We start from the raw sequence: 15440 nt of genomic DNA on the forward strand, positions 1-15440 counted from the left end.
CAAGATCAATGATAATCATTATCATATTTATTGTCAATAAAAATCATCCATCGTCTAAGCACGACCGCCTTACGAGCAATGCCTCGTCCGCTCCGAAGAAAGCACATGCGCTTCGCGGTCAATGACGGCTTTTTTGACCGGGCGGCGCATTTCCTTCCAGATGGCTGGGATGACCGCGGTCATATAGGCGGTGAATTTGATGAACGAGCGGCCGGTCGTCCGCACTTGGTAGCGGATCGGCACTTCTTTCAAGCGAAATCCTTTGCGCACTAAATTGAGCGTCAACACTTGGGCGTAGTTGTAATCGTGGATGATTTCCGCCTCCTCCATCGCCTGACGCGAAAAGGCGCGCATCCCCGATTGCCCGTCATACAGCCGCTGGCCGAGAAGGAGCGACTGCAGCCAAGTGAACAAATAGTTGCCGAGGCGGCGATGCCATTTCATGCCGCGAATCGTGCCAAGGAAGCGCGAGCCGATCGTATAGTCCGCTTCGCCGGCGAAAATCGGCGCCAAAAGGTCCGGAATTTGTTCCGGCGGATATTCGTTGTCGGCATCGATCATCACGCCGATATCCGCGCCAAGACGGACACACTCTTCAAGCCCTCGCCGCACCGCCGCCCCGAGGCCACGGTTTTCCAGCCAGCGGCAAATGTAATCGGCTCCCGCTTCTTGCGCCGCTTCAGCGGTCCGATCGGTCGACCCGTCATCAATGACCAAGACGCTGACCTCTACATCGGGATGGAAATGGCGCGGAATGCGACGAATCACTTCCCCTATCGCTTCTTCTTCATTGTGCGCCGGCAAAAAGACGATGACGCGCTGCTTCTTCATCGCTCTCCTCCTTTCGCATCGCCTCGATCAAAACCGGACCACGGCTATGGCTCGGATACGGCGCGCCGAGCAAATAGGCGATCGTCGGCGCCAGCGAGACGAGGCTTTTTTTCTCATCGATCCGTTTTCCTGCCGCAATCGCGGGACCATACATAAAAAACGGCACGTACCGCTCCCCTTCATCCAAATGACCATGGCCGCCGATGCCATCCGCCTGGCCATGGTCAGCGCAAACGATCAACGTCGCGCGCTCGAGCTCGCCGCGTTCCTCAAGCCAGCCGACAAACTCAGCGATTAAAGCATCGGTTTCTTCAATTTTTTCGATATACTCGTCATACAGCACACCGCGGCTATGGCCGGTCTGGTCGGTGGCGATCAATTGCACGACAAGCAAATCCGGATGTTGTTCCTCAACGATGCGTTTCGCTCGCTCGATAATGTAGCGATCGGCAAGGTCATTGGGCATCACCGCCGTCACGGTTTCAACATCCTCTCCAAATGAGTCGACCAAATGAGCGATGCCAAGCAAGCGGCCTGTTTTCCCTACTTTGCGGAGCGAGTCGAAGATCGTTTCCACTTTCGCTCCGAGCTTCCATACCATATTCGAGCGAATGCCGTGCTCAAACGGATACGTGCCGGTGAGCATCGATGTAAAGCAGACGACCGTGCGCGCCGGATAGACCGTTTCCATTTGCGCAAACTCCGTCCCTTGGGCGCGCAGCCGTTTCAAAAACGGCGCATTCGCCGCCTCAAACCGGTCTTTGCGCATCCCGTCAATGACGATGACATACACTTTGTCACTCATCGGCGCTGTCGGAGCCGGCACGTTGTTCGTGTAAGTCGGAATGACCTCCGGCTGCCAGTCGAACAAATTCCGATGCAAAATCCATGAAAACAGCCACACCCCAGCGGCAAACAGCCAAAGCGCCCCGTACAGCGGCGCCAAATCCGTCCCTCGTTCCACTTGGATCGACGCATATTCCCAAACAGACAAAAGGAGAAAGACTTTCGGCAGCTGTTCTTGAGCATTGCCGCTTGTTGAATCGCTGTTTTTCAGCACCAGCTTCCAAAAGCGGGTGAAATTCCACCATGACGTGCCGATGCGCAAATGGTAATAGAGCGTTCCCCAAAAAAAGACGGTAAAGAAAAAGTAAAGCCCGGCCGCCAACAACAACAACGACGCATCAGCGAACGACCAAACGATGAGAAACACGACATAAGGGATCCATAAATAATTGCGCAAAAACAGTGGGTAATCATACACGTAATAGACAACAAACAGCGGCAGCACCGCTGTCAGGCCAAGCAGCCATGTCCATGCATGGCCGTCCATAAGATCAGCGGCATGGTAGATGCTCATCGTTCCCACGACAAAAATCGGCGTGAACGGCTTTCCTTCATTCAGCAAATTCCAGCAGCGCGCCGCAATTTTTTCAAACCGTGATGCTTCTTTCATTGCCTCTCCCTTTCCTTTCTCCATACGCCCCGCACCGCCTGCCAGTCGGACCGCCAAAATATGAGCACCACCGCGCCGGCCGCCGGTTTACCGCTCATATTCACGCGCCCACGCCACCGTGCGGGCGAGCCCTTCGGCAAACGCCACCTTCGGCTTGTAGCCAAACGCCCGCTCCGCCTTCGTGATGTCCGCCCATGTCGCTTTCACATCACCTTTCCGCTCCGGCGCGTGCACGATTTTCATATCGAGAAAGTGCTTCCGCAACTCAGCGAGCAGCTGCTCCATAGTGACGGGCGTCCCGGCGCCCAAGTTGAACACTTCGCTTCGCCCGCCGCTGCGGTGAAGTGCTGCGATCATGCCCTCCACAATATCATCGATGTACGTATAATCGCGCGCCGTCCCCTTGCCATACACGACAATCTCCTCGCCCGACAGCAATCGGCGCAAAAACGTGCCGATCGCCATATCCGGACGCCCCCACGGCCCGTAAACGGTGAAATAGCGGAAGATCGTCATTTGGTAGCCATACAAATGGGCATAGGCATGACAAAACGATTCCGCTCCGTATTTCGCCGCCGCATACGGCGAAACGACGCGGCCGTCAGCCATCTCTTCCCGGAGCGGGACGTTGCCGCGGTCGCCGTACACCGATGACGATGAGGCAAACAGCACATGCGCCGCCCCGGCTTCCCCCGCCGCCGCCAACACATTGACTGTCGCTTTAATGTCATAGTCGATATACGCGAGCGGCTCCTCGAGGGAATACGGAACGCCCGGCAGCGCCGCCAAATGGTAGACAACATCAGGGCGAAACTCGGCCAGCCACCTTTTCGTTCGCTCCCCATCAAGCAAATCCAAGCGGACAAGCGGCACCCGACCGCCGGTAAGCGCCTCAAACTGCCGCTCTTTCCGCTCTATGGAATAATACGGATGAAAACAATCAATGGCAGCCACTTCGTATCCTTGATCGCTCAAGCAGGCGGCCAGATGGCTGCCGATAAACCCTGCCCCTCCAGTCACCACAACTTTCACCAGTTTCCCCCCATTACTGAATTCCATCTCCATTAGCATCTTACCATAGCAACCGTCGAAAGTCGCGGGTCACGGGATAAAACCAAATGTTTCCATTCATTGAGGCGTGCGGCCGAACCGACGGAAGGATGGGTGGACGTATAGACGTCATCCGGAGCGGCTGACACTTGTGAAAAAAGAGCGCCCTGCGGACACCTTTGTTTGTTAGGTTATTTCGCCTTTTCGATCACTTGTTGCAGGGCGGCTTCAATTTGTGGCAGCCATTTGTCCGCCTCGGTTTTATTTTTCGCCTTCGTTGCTTCTAAGTAGCGCGCCGCTTGGTCGTTCAACGTGTCATACGCCTTGTCGCCGAGCAGCGCTTTTATATCATTTTCGATCATGTGAATAAAGAGCGCGCCTTCTAAGGCGGTGATCACCGACTTGTCTTGCCCCCAATTTTCTTTGCTTTCTTCATATTCGTGAAGCGCCACTTTCGCCCATCCGCGCACGAACGCATGGTTCACCGCTTTCGGATCGAGCGTTTTGACATCGGTTTGCAGGTCAAACTGTTTCAAAATGTAGTCCGCTTCTTCAGCGGCATGCCGTTTCATATACGGATAGACGGATTGATAAAACGCCCAGCCTTCCGCCTGCTCCACTTTGGCTTCTTCGGCGTTTTCTTTGGCCGCGGCCGCCGCCTTCGCCGCATAGCCGTGCGGCAGCGCCCCACTCGCTAAATAGAACGTTTTCATCAATGTTTTGTCAACCACTTGCTTGCCGAGGGCAAACGCCAGCGCATCATCGTTTTGGACCGCTTGCTCCATTTGGGCAAACGCCCCGTTGATCGCGTCAACCAGCTTCGTTCCGTAAGCCGCATCGCGCTTTTCCACGGTCGACTGCAAAATCGCGTAAAATGTTTTAGCTTCCTCAAGCTCTTCCTTTACTTCTTCCTTATTGGCCCAATGCTCTTCTGCTTCCGTAAACTCATGTTGGATTGTCGTGTAAAACACTTTTTGCATCAGCTTGTCAAAAATTTGTTTGACGACCAACGGCTCAAGCGATCCGTCTTTGCCGGCCGCCAGTGCAGTGGTAATATGTTGGTCAAGCGTATCTTCAAATTCCGCATCACGTTTTTGTACAAGCGGCTGCAATGTTTCTTTGTAGATGCTCTCCACCTTGCCGTAGTCGACCGCCTCGCCTTGCTTCGCTTTCTCAAGCTCCGCCAACACTTCGCTGAACGCTCCTGCATAATCGACTTCCGCTTCTTCCTTCTCGTTCTCCGCCTTCGCTTCCTCTTTCGGCTCTTTTTGTTTCTCTACGGCCGTTTGGCTGCTGCTTTCTTTTTCTGTCCCCGTCGTCTGTTTGTTCTGGCCGCACGCTCCAAGCGCCAACGCTGCGGCGGCGAACACGGCCAGCCACTTCCATTTCAATGACATTATGTATCCCCCCGTTCACACATCCAAAAAATGATAATCAATATCAATACAATAAGATTATAAGAGAAAATGAATTTCAATGTCAATACATGATGAAAAAAGAGAGGACTCCCCTCTTACCGGAAATCCTCTCTTCCTAACTGATCACACTTTAATCACACTCGGGAAAAACTCGTGGCCGACAACTTCCCACCCGAATAGAAGAAGAGGAGGGAGAGGTATCCAGCGGCAGCAGCGGAAACAGCAGCTCGGCCACCCGATAAGCTTCCTCTAAATGCGGGTAACCGGATAGTAATGAAATAGCGGATTCCCAACTGTTCATACTCGCAAAGCCGGGCAGCGACCGTTTCTGGGAACCTTTTTTTGATTTGAAAAAGAAAAAATCCAGAGGCTTCTTCCCCTCTGGATTTCCTTCTTTCTCCGTTATGACACATGTTTGCCAACCAGCTGCACAAGCGCCTCTTTCGGCTGGTAGCCGATCGCTTTATCGACGAGTTCGCCGTTTTTGAACACGAGCAGCGTCGGGATGCTCATGACCCCGAACTTCGACGCTGTTTCTTGGTTTTCATCGACATTCACTTTGACAATTTTGACTTTGTCGCCCATTTCGCGGTCAAGCTCTTCAAGCACCGGAGCGATCATGCGGCACGGTCCGCACCATGGCGCCCAGAAGTCAACGAGCGTGAGGCCGTCTTTCGTTTCCGCGGCGAACGTTTGGTCAGTGGCGTTGACAATCGCCATATGGATTCCCTCCCATCTTCTTGAATGCTGCAAGCAAAGTATACCATGGAATGCAAGTCGGCGCGAATGTTTTGCTTCGTTTCTACTATTCGCTTTTGCCGCGGAATTTATCCGTCAAAAAACGGACGGCTGCAGCCGCCCGTGTTGTTCATTACGAATGCACTTTCAGTTTTTTGAACTCTTCGGTGAGGAGCGGAACGACTTCGAACAAATCGCCGACAATGCCGTAGTCCGCGACTTTAAAGATGTTGGCTTCCGGGTCTTTGTTAATGGCGACGATGACTTTCGAGTTTGACATCCCCGCTAAATGCTGGATGGCGCCTGAGATGCCGCAAGCGATGTAAAGGTCCGGCGTGACGACTTTCCCCGTTTGCCCGATTTGCAGTGAGTAGTCGCAATAGCCGGCATCGCACGCCCCGCGCGAAGCGCCGACCGCGCCGCCCAACACTTCCGCGAGCTCTTTGAGCGGCTTGAAGCCCTCGGCGCTTTTGACGCCGCGGCCGCCGGCGACGATCACTTTCGCCTCGGTCAAGTCGACGCCTTCCGCCGTTTTGCGGACGACTTCTTTGACAATCGCGCGCAAGTCTTTAATCTCGACGGCAAGCGCTTCCACGCTGCCTGAGCGCGACTCGTCGCGCTCGAGCGGCGCGATGTTGTTCGGACGCACCGTCGCAAAAATGATGCCGTCGGTGACGATTTTCTTTTCAAACGCTTTGCCGGAGTAGATCGGGCGCGTGAACACAATGTTGCCGCCCGCTTCTTCGACCGCGATGACGTCCGAAATGAGACCAGCGTCAAGCTTGATGGCCAATTTCGGCGACAAGTCTTTGCCAAGGGCCGTATGGCCGAAGACGATGCCTTCCGGCTGCTCTTTGTCAATCACGGCTTTTAACGCTTGCGAATAGCCATCTGATGTATAAAATTTCAAATTCGGATGTTCAATGACGACGACGCGGTCCGCACCGCGGTAAATGAGTTCGTTCGCATGCGCCTGCACTTGATCGCCGACAAGCACCGAGACGACTTCCCCGCCTTCGGCGATCGTTTTGGCCGCCGCGATTGCTTCAAAGGAAACGTTTCGCAGCGATCCGTCGCGTACTTCCGCCAATGTCAAGACTTTGCGTGCCATTCTTTCAGTCCCCCTATCCTTTGATTCCCCGTTGTTTTTCATCCGAACGCCGACAGCGGTTCCGGCTTATACCACTTTCGCTTCAGAACGGAGTAGCTGAACGAGTTCCTTCACTTGATCGGCGATCTCGCCTTGCAAAATTTTGCCCGCTTCGCGCTTCGGCGGCAAGAACACTTCGATCGTTTTCGTTTTTGCTTCGACATCCTCTTCATCAAGGTCCAAGTCGTCAAGCTCCAGCTCGTCAAGCGGCTTTTTCTTCGCCTTCATAATGCCTGGCAGCGATGGATAGCGCGGTTCATTCAGCCCTTGTTGAGCAGTAACAAGGAGCGGCAGCGACGTTTCAATGATTTCCTCATCCCCCTCGACGTCGCGCACAACGGTCACTTTGCCGCCATCGGCAATGTCAAGTTTCGTGATCGTCGTCACGTACGGAATGCCGAGCAATTCCGCGACGCGCGGGCCGACTTGCCCGGAGCCGCCGTCAATGGCGACATTGCCGGCCAAAATCAAATCCGGATTTTTGTCTTTTAAATACTCGGCGAGCACTTTCGCCGTCGTATATTGGTCCTGTTCTTCGACATCGTCGTCGATGTTGATGAGCACCGCTTTATCGCAGCCCATCGCCAACGCCGTGCGCAGCTCTTTTTCCGCCTCCTCGCTGCCAACGGTGACGACCGTCACTTCGCCCCCGTGTTTGTCGCGCACTTGAATCGCTTCTTCAATGGCGTATTCATCGTAAGGATTGATGATAAATTCGGCGCCTTCCTCGTTAATCTTGCCATTGACGATGGAGATTTTTTCTTCAGTGTCAAAGGTGCGTTTCATTAATACAAAAATGTTCACGTCGTTCCCCTCCTCGAACAATTGTTTCAGTTGCCAACATTCAAACATCATTATTTTCCTTGAAAAACAGGCGGCCGTTTTTCCAAAAACGCCTGCACGCCTTCTTTTGCATCCTCGGATACAAACACGCGGCCAAACCATTCCGCTTCCTCGCGCACTGCCTCGGCGAACGATTTTTCCTTCGCGGCGTTGAGCAGTTCAATGGTCGCGCGGACGGAAATCGGGCTTTTGGCAGCGATCTTTTTCGCCAACGCTTTTGCTTCGTCAAGAAGCCGCTCTTCCGGCACCGCCTTGTTAGCCAGCCCCCATTCGACCGCTTCGAGTCCGGTGATCGGCTCGCTTGTCCACATCATTTCCGCCGCTTTGCCAAAACCGACATAGCGCACGAGCCGCTGCGTTCCAGCAAATCCAGGGATGATGCCAAGCTGCAGCTCCGGCAAGCCGAGCTTTGCGTTTTCTGCCACGATGCGGATATGGCAGCTCATGGCCAACTCCAGTCCGCCGCCCAGCGCCGCGCCGTGAATAGCAGCAATCACCGGTTTGGAAAAGCGTTCGATTCGCTCCATCACCAGCTGGCCGTTGCGCGACAAACCGGACGCCTCCTCGTCGGAAGCGACGGATGTGAACTCTTTAATGTCGGCGCCCGCAGAGAAAAACCGGCCTTCGCCGTGAAGCAGCACGACGCGCACTTCCGGATCGGTCTCGAGCTCGTCCAACATAGTTGAAAGCTCTTTCAAAACCGCTGATGAAAGGGCGTTCGCCGGCGGCCGTGAAAACGTCACGATGGCGACGAACTCCTCTTTCGCCAAACGAAAAAAGTCCATGAAGCCTCTCTCCTTTCTGCCTATCCTAACGCCCGGCGGCGCACCCTTTGATCAACAGTTCGTACACCGGATCGGCGAGGGCGGCCAAGTCATACTTTTGCTCGTTCATCACCCATGTCGTCACCGTTTCATCAAGGGTGCCAAAGATCATTTGCCGAGTGAGCCGGACGTCTAAATCATGGCGAAACTCCCCTTTTTCCATCCCTTCGATGATAATGCGGTCGATGAGCCGCAAATATCCTTTCAGCGCCTCATTGATGCGATGGCGCAGCTCTTTGTTCGACTGGCGCAGCTCAAGCTGCGTCACGACCGCCATATGCGGATCGGCGGCGAGGGCGGAAAAATGAGTTTTCACCAATACATACAATTTCTCTAGGGGGCTTGAAATTCCTTCTGTCTCTTGTTCAATTTTCTCGATGAACGCCCCCATCTTTTCCTGAAAAAGCGAAATTAAAATATCCTCTTTGTTTTTAAAATAAAGGTAGATCGTGCCGTCGGCGACGCCGGCCTGCTTGGCGATTTTCGACACTTGGGCTTGATGGTAGCCATGCTCGGCGATGACGACGACGGCAGCGTCAATGATTTGTTTAAACTTTGGCTTTTCCCTCCGCAATATCGATTCTCCTTTTCTCACTTTCCATCCGTCAAATGAATGAACCATCATTCATATTTTCATTTTACGGGCAATTCTGCCGATTTGTCAAGCTTCTTTTTCTCCTCTTCGACCAGCACGCGGCGCAAAATTTTGCCAACCGCCGTCTTCGGCAATTCACTGCGGAACTCGTAGATGCGCGGCACTTTGTAAGCAGCCAGGCGCTGGCGCATAAACGCGTCAAGCTCCTCTTCGCTGCACGTTTCCCCCGGCTTTAACACGACGAACGCTTTCACCGTCTCGCCGCGGTACGGATCAGGAACGCCGATCACGGCCGCTTCCTGCACTTTCGGGTGCTCGTACAGCGCTTCTTCGACTTCGCGCGGGTAAATGTTGTAACCGCCGGCGATAATGACATCTTTCTTGCGGTCGACGATATAAAAATACCCCCGCTCATCCATATATCCGATGTCGCCAGTGTATAGCCATCCGTCACGCAGCACTTGCTCGGTCTCTTCCGGACGATTCCAGTAGCCTTTCATCACTTGCGGCCCGCGCACCACGATCTCCCCAATCTCGCCGGGCTTTCCTTCTTCTCCCGTCTCAAGCAAAACGATTTTCGCCTCCGTATCCGGCCACGGGACGCCGATGCTTCCTTTCACCCGCTCCCCATCCCAAAGAAAGTTGCTGTGGGTGACAGGGGACGCCTCGGTTAACCCATAGCCTTCAATCAATTTTCCGCCCGTCGCCCGCTCAAACTGCTCCTGCACTTCAACCGGCAACGGAGCAGAGCCGCTGATGCAGACGTTGATCGAGGATAAATCATATTTCGGCAAATCCGGATGGTTCAACAAAGCGATGTACATCGTCGGCGCGCCTGGAAACATCGTCGGCCGGGTGCGCTCGATCGTTTTCAACGTTTGCTTCACATCAAACCGCGGGAGCAGCACCATTTTGCTTGCCATCATCACGGACAAATTCATCACCGTCGTCATTCCGTACACATGGAAAAACGGAAGCACACCGAGCACCGTTTCTTTTCCTTTTTCGCATTTATACACCCAATGGGCGCACATGAGCGTATTGGCGATCAAGTTGCGATGCGTCAACATGGCCGCTTTCGGATGCCCCGTCGTGCCGCCTGTATATTGCAGCAGCGCCACATCTTCCACCGGATCGATGTCCACCTCGATCGGAGCGGTTTCCTTCCGACTGACGATCGTGCGGAACATATGAACGGTTTCGTTTTCCTTGATGCGGACGATGGGCATGTTTTGCTTCCGCTGCACAAGCGGATACAGCCATTTCTTCACCGTGGGCAAATAATCTTGCATTCTCGTGACAATCCAATGTTTGACCGGCGTTCTCCCTTTCAATCCTTCCGCCTTTGGATACAGGATATCCATCGTCACGAGCACCGAGGCGCCGCTGTCGTTCAGCTGGTATTCAAGCTCATACTCGGTGTAAAGCGGGTTCGTCTGCACGACGATGCCGCCGGCCATGAGCGTCCCGTAGTAGCTGATGACCGCCTGCGGGCAGTTCGGCAGCATAATCGCCACCCGATCCCCTTTTTTCAATCCGATCGTCCGCAAATAATGCGCGAATGTCAACGCTTGCTCGTACAGCTCGCGAAACGTCATCGTCTTGCCCAAAAAGTCGATCGCCTCATGGCCTCCGAACTGTTCGGTCGTCTCCCGCAAATAGTCAGAAAGCGTTTTCTTTGGATAATCGAGCGTATGCGGGATCTCCGGCGGATAGTGAGCGAGCCACGGTTTTTCCATCCCAATCCCCCCTTACTTCTATTTTATTTTACTATTTTCAATTTTTCATCAAAAAAAAGAACGCCGGGCTTGAACCGAGCGTTACCAAAACCAGTACACCAAACCAACGAAGAAAAAGCACGCGCAGATGACAAACAAGATTTTCGCCAGCACATCGACCGACCGGTTGCGCACCGCCATATAGACGATGCCGCCGACCAAAAGCAGCCCGACCGCAATCAACAACCATTTCACTACTCCGTTCATTCGTTGTTCCCCTTTACTGAATGCCTTCGCCGATGACAAACGACAAGCCGACGGAAATCACCATGGAAATAAAGCCGACCGCCCGGTTATCATTGGCAATTTCGTCATCAATATTGAATTTCGGCGTCAAAAATTCGTAAATAAAGTACGCGGCGAGCAGAAGCAAAAACCCGTACAGCCCCCAGCCAATCATCGACAGCAGCGACTCATGGCGGGCGAGCGCATAGCGAAAAATGTTGGCGATGCCGAAAATTTTCCCGCCGGTTGCCATCGCCACCGCCACATTGCCTTTGCGAATCTCTTCCCAGTTTTTGTACTTTGTCACCAATTCAAATACGGCTAAAAAGACGACGATGCACAACACGGCGACGCTGAAATTGGCCGCCGTTTTCACCATGTCGTGCTCCCAAAACGACGCCATTGCCATCGCCCCCATCATTTCAGTTCAACGATCGTCACCCCGGTGCCGCCTTCATTCGCCTCTCCGAACCGGAAGCTTTTCACCGCCCGGTGTTGTTTTAAAAACTGCTGCACTCCTTGGCGGAGCGCGCCCGTCCCTTTGCCGTGGATGATCGAAACGCGCGCATATCCGGCGAGCACGGCATCATCCAAGTATTTTTCAAGCCGAATGAGAGCGTCTTCGTACCGTTCGCCGCGCAAGTCAAGCTCGAGGCTCACATGGGCGTCCTTGCCTTTCACAGTCGCAACCGGCGTTACTTCTTTCGCCGGCGCGCTGCCGATGTACTCGAGATTTTTTTCATGAATTTTCATTTTCAAAATGCCGAGCTGCACTTGCCATTCATCATCGGACACTTTCTCGATGAGATAGCCTTTTTGGTTGAGGCTCGTCACCTTCACTTCATCGCCCGGTTGGAACATATGGCGCGAAGCAGCCTTTTTCGCCTTTTTCCGCTTCTCCACTTTCGGCATAGCGGCAGCGAGCCGCTGTTTCGCCTCGACGAGCTCATGCTCTTTCACTTCCGCCCGCTTTTCTTTTTGCAAGCGGCGCAGCTCTTGAATGATCCGCTCGGCTTCGCGTTCCGCGGTGCGGATGATGTCGGCTGCTTTTTGCGCCGCTTCGGCAAGCCGCTCTTCTTTTTCCTCTTCCAGCGCTTCGAGCTTTTGCTCCCACTCGGCGCGCAGCCGCTTGGCTTCCTCAAGCGCCGCGCGCGCCCGCGCTTCCTCTTCCTCCGCTTGCTTTTTGCTTCGTTCAAGCGACGCGATCATGTTTTCCACGTTATGGCTTTCAGCGCTCACTTGCGCTTTCGCCCGCTCGATAATCCGCTCATCAAGCCCCAAGCGGCGTGAAATGTCAAAGGCGTTGCTGCGGCCGGGGATGCCGATCAACAGTTTATACGTCGGGCGGAGCGTTTCGGTGTCAAACTCGACGCTGGCGTTCACGACACCGGGACGGTTGTAGCCGTACGCTTTCAACTCGGGATAATGCGTCGTCGCCACCGTCCGCGCCCCGCGCCCGTGCACTTCATCCAAGATGGCGATCGCGAGCGCCGCCCCTTCCTGCGGATCGGTGCCAGCCCCAAGCTCATCAAACAGCACGAGGCTTTCACCATCGACATGGCGCAAAATATCAACAATATTGACCATATGGGACGAGAACGTGCTCAAGCTTTGTTCGATCGACTGCTCGTCGCCAATATCGGCGAAAACGGAACGGAACACCGCTGCTTCCGATCCGTCGGCCGCCGGGATGAACAGCCCCGCTTGCGCCATGAGCGTCAACAAGCCGATCGTTTTTAGAGTCACCGTTTTCCCGCCGGTGTTCGGCCCGGTGATGACGATCGTCGTATAGTCGCCGCCCAATTCAATATCATTGGGCACCGCCTTGTCCTGATCCAGCAGCGGATGGCGTGCCTGCAAAAAACGAAGATAGCCTCGGCTATTGACCGCTGGCTTCGCGGCTTGCAACCGACGGGCGTATTTCGCCTTGGCGAACGCAAAATCAAGCGCCGCGAGCGCTTCGACCGCCCGCGCAAGCGGCTCGGCCTGCTCGGCGACTTTTGCCGAAAGTTCGCGCAAAATGCGTTCGATTTCTTGCTTTTCTTTCGCCCGCGCTTCGCGGAGCGCATTGTTCAACTCGACGACCGCCTGCGGCTCAATAAACAGCGTCGCCCCGGACGCCGACTGGTCGTGGACGATGCCGCCGTAGGCGCCGCGATACTCTTGTTTCACCGGGATGACATATCGGTCATTGCGGATCGTAATGATGGCGTCCGACAGCCGCTTTTGCGCCGACGGCGAGCGAATGATGCTCTCAAGCTTCTCGCGGATGCGCGCTTCCACTGACCGAATTTGCCCGCGCAGCGAGCGGAGGCGGTCGCTTGCGGCATCCAGCACTTCGCCATGGTCATCGATCGAGCGGCGAATGTCCTCTTCAAGCGCCGGCACCTCGACGAGCTCATCGGCATAACCGGCTAGGCGCGCCAACCCGCCGTACTCTTCATGCAGATCCATAATCAACCGTTTCATCTTCCGGCTTGCGGCCGCTGTCGCCGCCACTTCAAGCAACTCTTGTGGGCTGAGCGTGCCGCCGATCGCCGCCCGCTTGAGATGCGGACGGATGTCGACCACTCCGTCAAGCGGCGCATAGCCGCGCATCCGCAAAACAGCGGCGGCTTCATCCGTTTCGTCAAGCCAGGCGGCCACCTCCTCCAAGTCAGAAGACGGTATGAGAGCGTCGATTTTTTCCAAACCGAGCGGCGAGGACGCATGCTCGGCCAACTGCTCTTTCACTTTATCGAACTCCAAGGTGTGAAGCACTTTTTGTTGCACGTATCTGACCCCCAGCTGATTCATTTCTTTCGTTTGTCGCGCAAAAACTGTTGCAGCTTTTCAAGCGGCCATGTGTTGATGACCGTTTCCTTATGGATCCAACCTTTTCTTGCCGTCGCTACGCCGATCGCCATATCCTCGAGCATGTCCAAATGGTGGGCGTCCGTGTTGATGGCAATGTACGCCCCCGCTTCCTGGGCTTTTTTCACGTAGGCCGCCGACAAATCGAGCCGATTCGGGTTGGCGTTTAACTCAAGCACTGTGTTCGTCTCGGCCGCCAGCTCGATGAGCCGCTCGATATCGACGTCATAGCCGTCGCGCTGGCCGATCAGCCGCCCGGTCGGGTGGGCGATGACATCGACGTACGGGTGGCGAAGCGCCGCTTCAAGCCGTTTCATGATCGTCTCGCGCGGCTGTTTGAACGCAGAGTGAATGGCGGCGATGACAAAATCAAGCTCCTTGAGCACGTCATCGTCGTAATCGAGCGTCCCGTCGGGCAAAATATCCATCTCGATGCCGGCTAAAATGGTCAGATCGCTGTAGCGCGCGTTCAGCCGTTCAATTTCCTCGCGCTGGCGCCGCAACCGATCCGGGGTCAAGCCGTTGGCGACTTTCAAATAGTGCGAATGGTCGGTAATGGCGATATACCGATAGCCGCGGCGGCGGCACGCTTCGGCGAGCTCCTCGAGCGAACACGCGCCGTCGCTCCATGCCGAATGCATATGCAAGTCACCTTGGATATCGTCAAAATGGACAAGTGGATAATCAGAAGAATATCGCTCGACTTCCGTGCCATCTTCACGCAGCTCCGGCGGAATGTACGGCAGCCCGAAATGGGCGTAAAACGCCGATTCATCGGGGAACGTTTTCACCTTGCCTGTCGCTTGGTCTTCCACGCCATATTCGCTGATTTTCTCCCCGCGCTCTTTGGCGAGCTGGCGCATGCGCACATTATGGTCCTTCGATCCGGTAAAATGGTGAAGCGCGGTCGCAAACTCGTCCTCGCCGACGAGACGGAAATCAGCCGCAATTTCATCATCATACTGAAAAAGAAGCGACACTTTCGTCTCCCCAGCGGCGATCACCTCGCGGATGCGCTCAAAACCGAGCAGCCCGTCGCGCACCTCGGCCGGACGGTCGGTGGCGATGACATAATCCAAATCTTTCACCGTTTCGTTCAAGCGCCGCAAGCTGCCGGCCCGCGAGAAGCGGATCACGCCATCAAGACAAGCGAGCTGGCGTTCAATATCCGCCGCGATCGCGAGCACCCGGACGAGCGGCAGCCGCTCGGGGCGTTTGCCCGCCTTTTCAATGGCCATCAGCAGCTTTTCTTCCGTTTTCGCGCCGAAACCGGCAAGCACGCGCACTTTTCCAGCCAAGCACGCTTCTTTCAATCCGTCCATATCGACAATGCCAAGCTCTTGATGCAGCTTGGCGATTTTTTTGCCGCCAAGCCCCGGCAGTTTGAGCAAGGCAAGCAGCGTCTCCGGAACATCGCGTTTTAATTCATTCAGCACCGACGACGAGCCCGTTTCGATAAATTCGGTGATGATCGCCGCTGTGCTTTTGCCGATGCCAGGGATGGCGGTAAAGTCGCTGATTTCCGTCAGGCTTCGTTCATCCGTTTCCAGCGCGCTTGCCGCCTTGCGAAATGCGTTTACTTTAAACGGGTTCTCACCTTTGATTTCCATATATAAGGCAATCGTTTCCAACAGGCGGATGACCTCTTTTTTGTGGACGTTCACGCCGTCCCCCTCCCT

At 54.8% G+C, this 15440-nt stretch carries 14 protein-coding genes and 1 pseudogene; all 15 read right to left on the bottom strand.

Annotated elements, in window-relative coordinates; all coding sequences use genetic code 11:
- Positions 1–69: 69 nt before the first annotated feature.
- The 15 genes and pseudogenes from B1A75_RS00885 to polX all read right to left on the bottom strand — a co-directional run bounded on the left by B1A75_RS00885 (position 70) and on the right by polX (position 15425).
- Entirely contained in the window at positions 70–831 is a 762-nt protein-coding gene (locus B1A75_RS00885) for a glycosyltransferase family 2 protein (RefSeq protein WP_074042816.1), read from the bottom strand.
- On the bottom strand, positions 788–2287 hold the full coding sequence (locus B1A75_RS00890; RefSeq protein WP_074042817.1) for an alkaline phosphatase family protein: 1500 nt from the start codon (positions 2285–2287) through the stop codon (positions 788–790). Before B1A75_RS00890 ends, B1A75_RS00885 begins: the two co-directional genes overlap by 44 nt.
- An 87-nt stretch (positions 2288–2374) precedes the next feature.
- Positions 2375–3319, bottom strand: coding sequence for an NAD-dependent epimerase/dehydratase family protein (locus B1A75_RS00895; RefSeq protein ID WP_074042818.1), 945 nt, complete (start codon positions 3317–3319; stop codon positions 2375–2377).
- Positions 3320–3528: 209 nt separating this feature from the next.
- A complete protein-coding gene (locus B1A75_RS00900) occupies positions 3529–4734 on the bottom strand; it encodes a hypothetical protein (protein ID WP_079935568.1) in 1206 nt (401 codons plus the stop codon).
- A 144-nt stretch (positions 4735–4878) separates the two neighbouring features.
- Positions 4879–5087 (bottom strand): annotated as a pseudogene (locus B1A75_RS20155) (alkanesulfonate monooxygenase); the annotation flags it as partial.
- A gap of 70 nt (positions 5088–5157) precedes the next feature.
- A complete protein-coding gene (gene trxA / locus B1A75_RS00910) occupies positions 5158–5475 on the bottom strand; it encodes a thioredoxin (protein ID WP_011232159.1) in 318 nt (105 codons plus the stop codon).
- 151 nt (positions 5476–5626) lie between these two features.
- Positions 5627–6604, bottom strand: coding sequence for an electron transfer flavoprotein subunit alpha/FixB family protein (locus tag B1A75_RS00915; protein ID WP_074042820.1), 978 nt, complete (start codon positions 6602–6604; stop codon positions 5627–5629).
- Between the two features lie 66 nt (positions 6605–6670).
- A complete protein-coding gene (locus B1A75_RS00920) occupies positions 6671–7447 on the bottom strand; it encodes an electron transfer flavoprotein subunit beta/FixA family protein (protein WP_013144555.1) in 777 nt (258 codons plus the stop codon).
- Between the two features lie 50 nt (positions 7448–7497).
- The gene (locus B1A75_RS00925; RefSeq protein WP_074042821.1) at positions 7498–8271 is read right to left on the bottom strand and encodes an enoyl-CoA hydratase; all 774 of its coding nucleotides are present in this window, start codon (positions 8269–8271) and stop codon (positions 7498–7500) included.
- Positions 8272–8296: 25 nt separating this feature from the next.
- Positions 8297–8884 carry a fatty acid metabolism transcriptional regulator FadR gene (locus B1A75_RS00930; protein WP_079935569.1) on the bottom strand — a complete coding sequence of 196 codons (588 nt, stop codon included), beginning with the start codon at positions 8882–8884 and terminating at the stop codon, positions 8297–8299.
- Between the two features lie 59 nt (positions 8885–8943).
- Positions 8944–10644: a long-chain-fatty-acid--CoA ligase gene (locus tag B1A75_RS00935; RefSeq protein WP_074042823.1), complete on the bottom strand. Its 1701-nt coding sequence runs from the start codon at positions 10642–10644 to the stop codon at positions 8944–8946.
- A gap of 81 nt (positions 10645–10725) precedes the next feature.
- The gene (locus tag B1A75_RS19695) at positions 10726–10890 is read right to left on the bottom strand and encodes a hypothetical protein (protein ID WP_167367363.1); all 165 of its coding nucleotides are present in this window, start codon (positions 10888–10890) and stop codon (positions 10726–10728) included.
- A 13-nt stretch (positions 10891–10903) separates the two neighbouring features.
- Complete coding sequence (locus B1A75_RS00940) at positions 10904–11311, bottom strand: DUF350 domain-containing protein (RefSeq protein WP_074042824.1); 408 nt, start codon at positions 11309–11311, stop codon at positions 10904–10906.
- A 14-nt stretch (positions 11312–11325) separates the two neighbouring features.
- Positions 11326–13704, bottom strand: coding sequence for an endonuclease MutS2 (locus B1A75_RS00945; protein WP_074042825.1), 2379 nt, complete (start codon positions 13702–13704; stop codon positions 11326–11328).
- Positions 13701–15425: a DNA polymerase/3'-5' exonuclease PolX gene (gene polX / locus B1A75_RS00950; protein WP_074042826.1), complete on the bottom strand. Its 1725-nt coding sequence runs from the start codon at positions 15423–15425 to the stop codon at positions 13701–13703. Before polX ends, B1A75_RS00945 begins: the two co-directional genes overlap by 4 nt.
- Positions 15426–15440 lie beyond the last annotated feature (15 nt).

The organism is Geobacillus sp. LEMMY01 (assembly GCF_002042905.1).
Taxonomy (GTDB): Bacteria; Bacillota; Bacilli; order Bacillales; family Anoxybacillaceae; genus Geobacillus; species Geobacillus proteiniphilus.

What these genes read in the sequence shown, in the direction of transcription:
- B1A75_RS00885 (WP_074042816.1), bottom strand. Translation starts at nt 831, where the DNA reads ATGAAGAAGCAGCGCGTCATCGTCTTTTTGCCGGCGCACAATGAAGAA.
- B1A75_RS00890 (WP_074042817.1), bottom strand. Translation starts at nt 2,287, where the DNA reads ATGAAAGAAGCATCACGGTTTGAAAAAATTGCGGCGCGCTGCTGGAAT.
- B1A75_RS00900 (WP_079935568.1), bottom strand. Translation starts at nt 4,734, where the DNA reads ATGTCATTGAAATGGAAGTGGCTGGCCGTGTTCGCCGCCGCAGCGTTG.
- trxA (WP_011232159.1), bottom strand. Translation starts at nt 5,475, where the DNA reads ATGGCGATTGTCAACGCCACTGACCAAACGTTCGCCGCGGAAACGAAA.
- B1A75_RS00915 (WP_074042820.1), bottom strand. Translation starts at nt 6,604, where the DNA reads ATGGCACGCAAAGTCTTGACATTGGCGGAAGTACGCGACGGATCGCTG.
- B1A75_RS00925 (WP_074042821.1), bottom strand. Translation starts at nt 8,271, where the DNA reads ATGGACTTTTTTCGTTTGGCGAAAGAGGAGTTCGTCGCCATCGTGACG.
- B1A75_RS00935 (WP_074042823.1), bottom strand. Translation starts at nt 10,644, where the DNA reads ATGGAAAAACCGTGGCTCGCTCACTATCCGCCGGAGATCCCGCATACG.
- B1A75_RS19695 (WP_167367363.1), bottom strand. Translation starts at nt 10,890, where the DNA reads ATGAACGGAGTAGTGAAATGGTTGTTGATTGCGGTCGGGCTGCTTTTG.
- B1A75_RS00940 (WP_074042824.1), bottom strand. Translation starts at nt 11,311, where the DNA reads ATGGCGTCGTTTTGGGAGCACGACATGGTGAAAACGGCGGCCAATTTC.
- B1A75_RS00945 (WP_074042825.1), bottom strand. Translation starts at nt 13,704, where the DNA reads ATGAATCAGCTGGGGGTCAGATACGTGCAACAAAAAGTGCTTCACACC.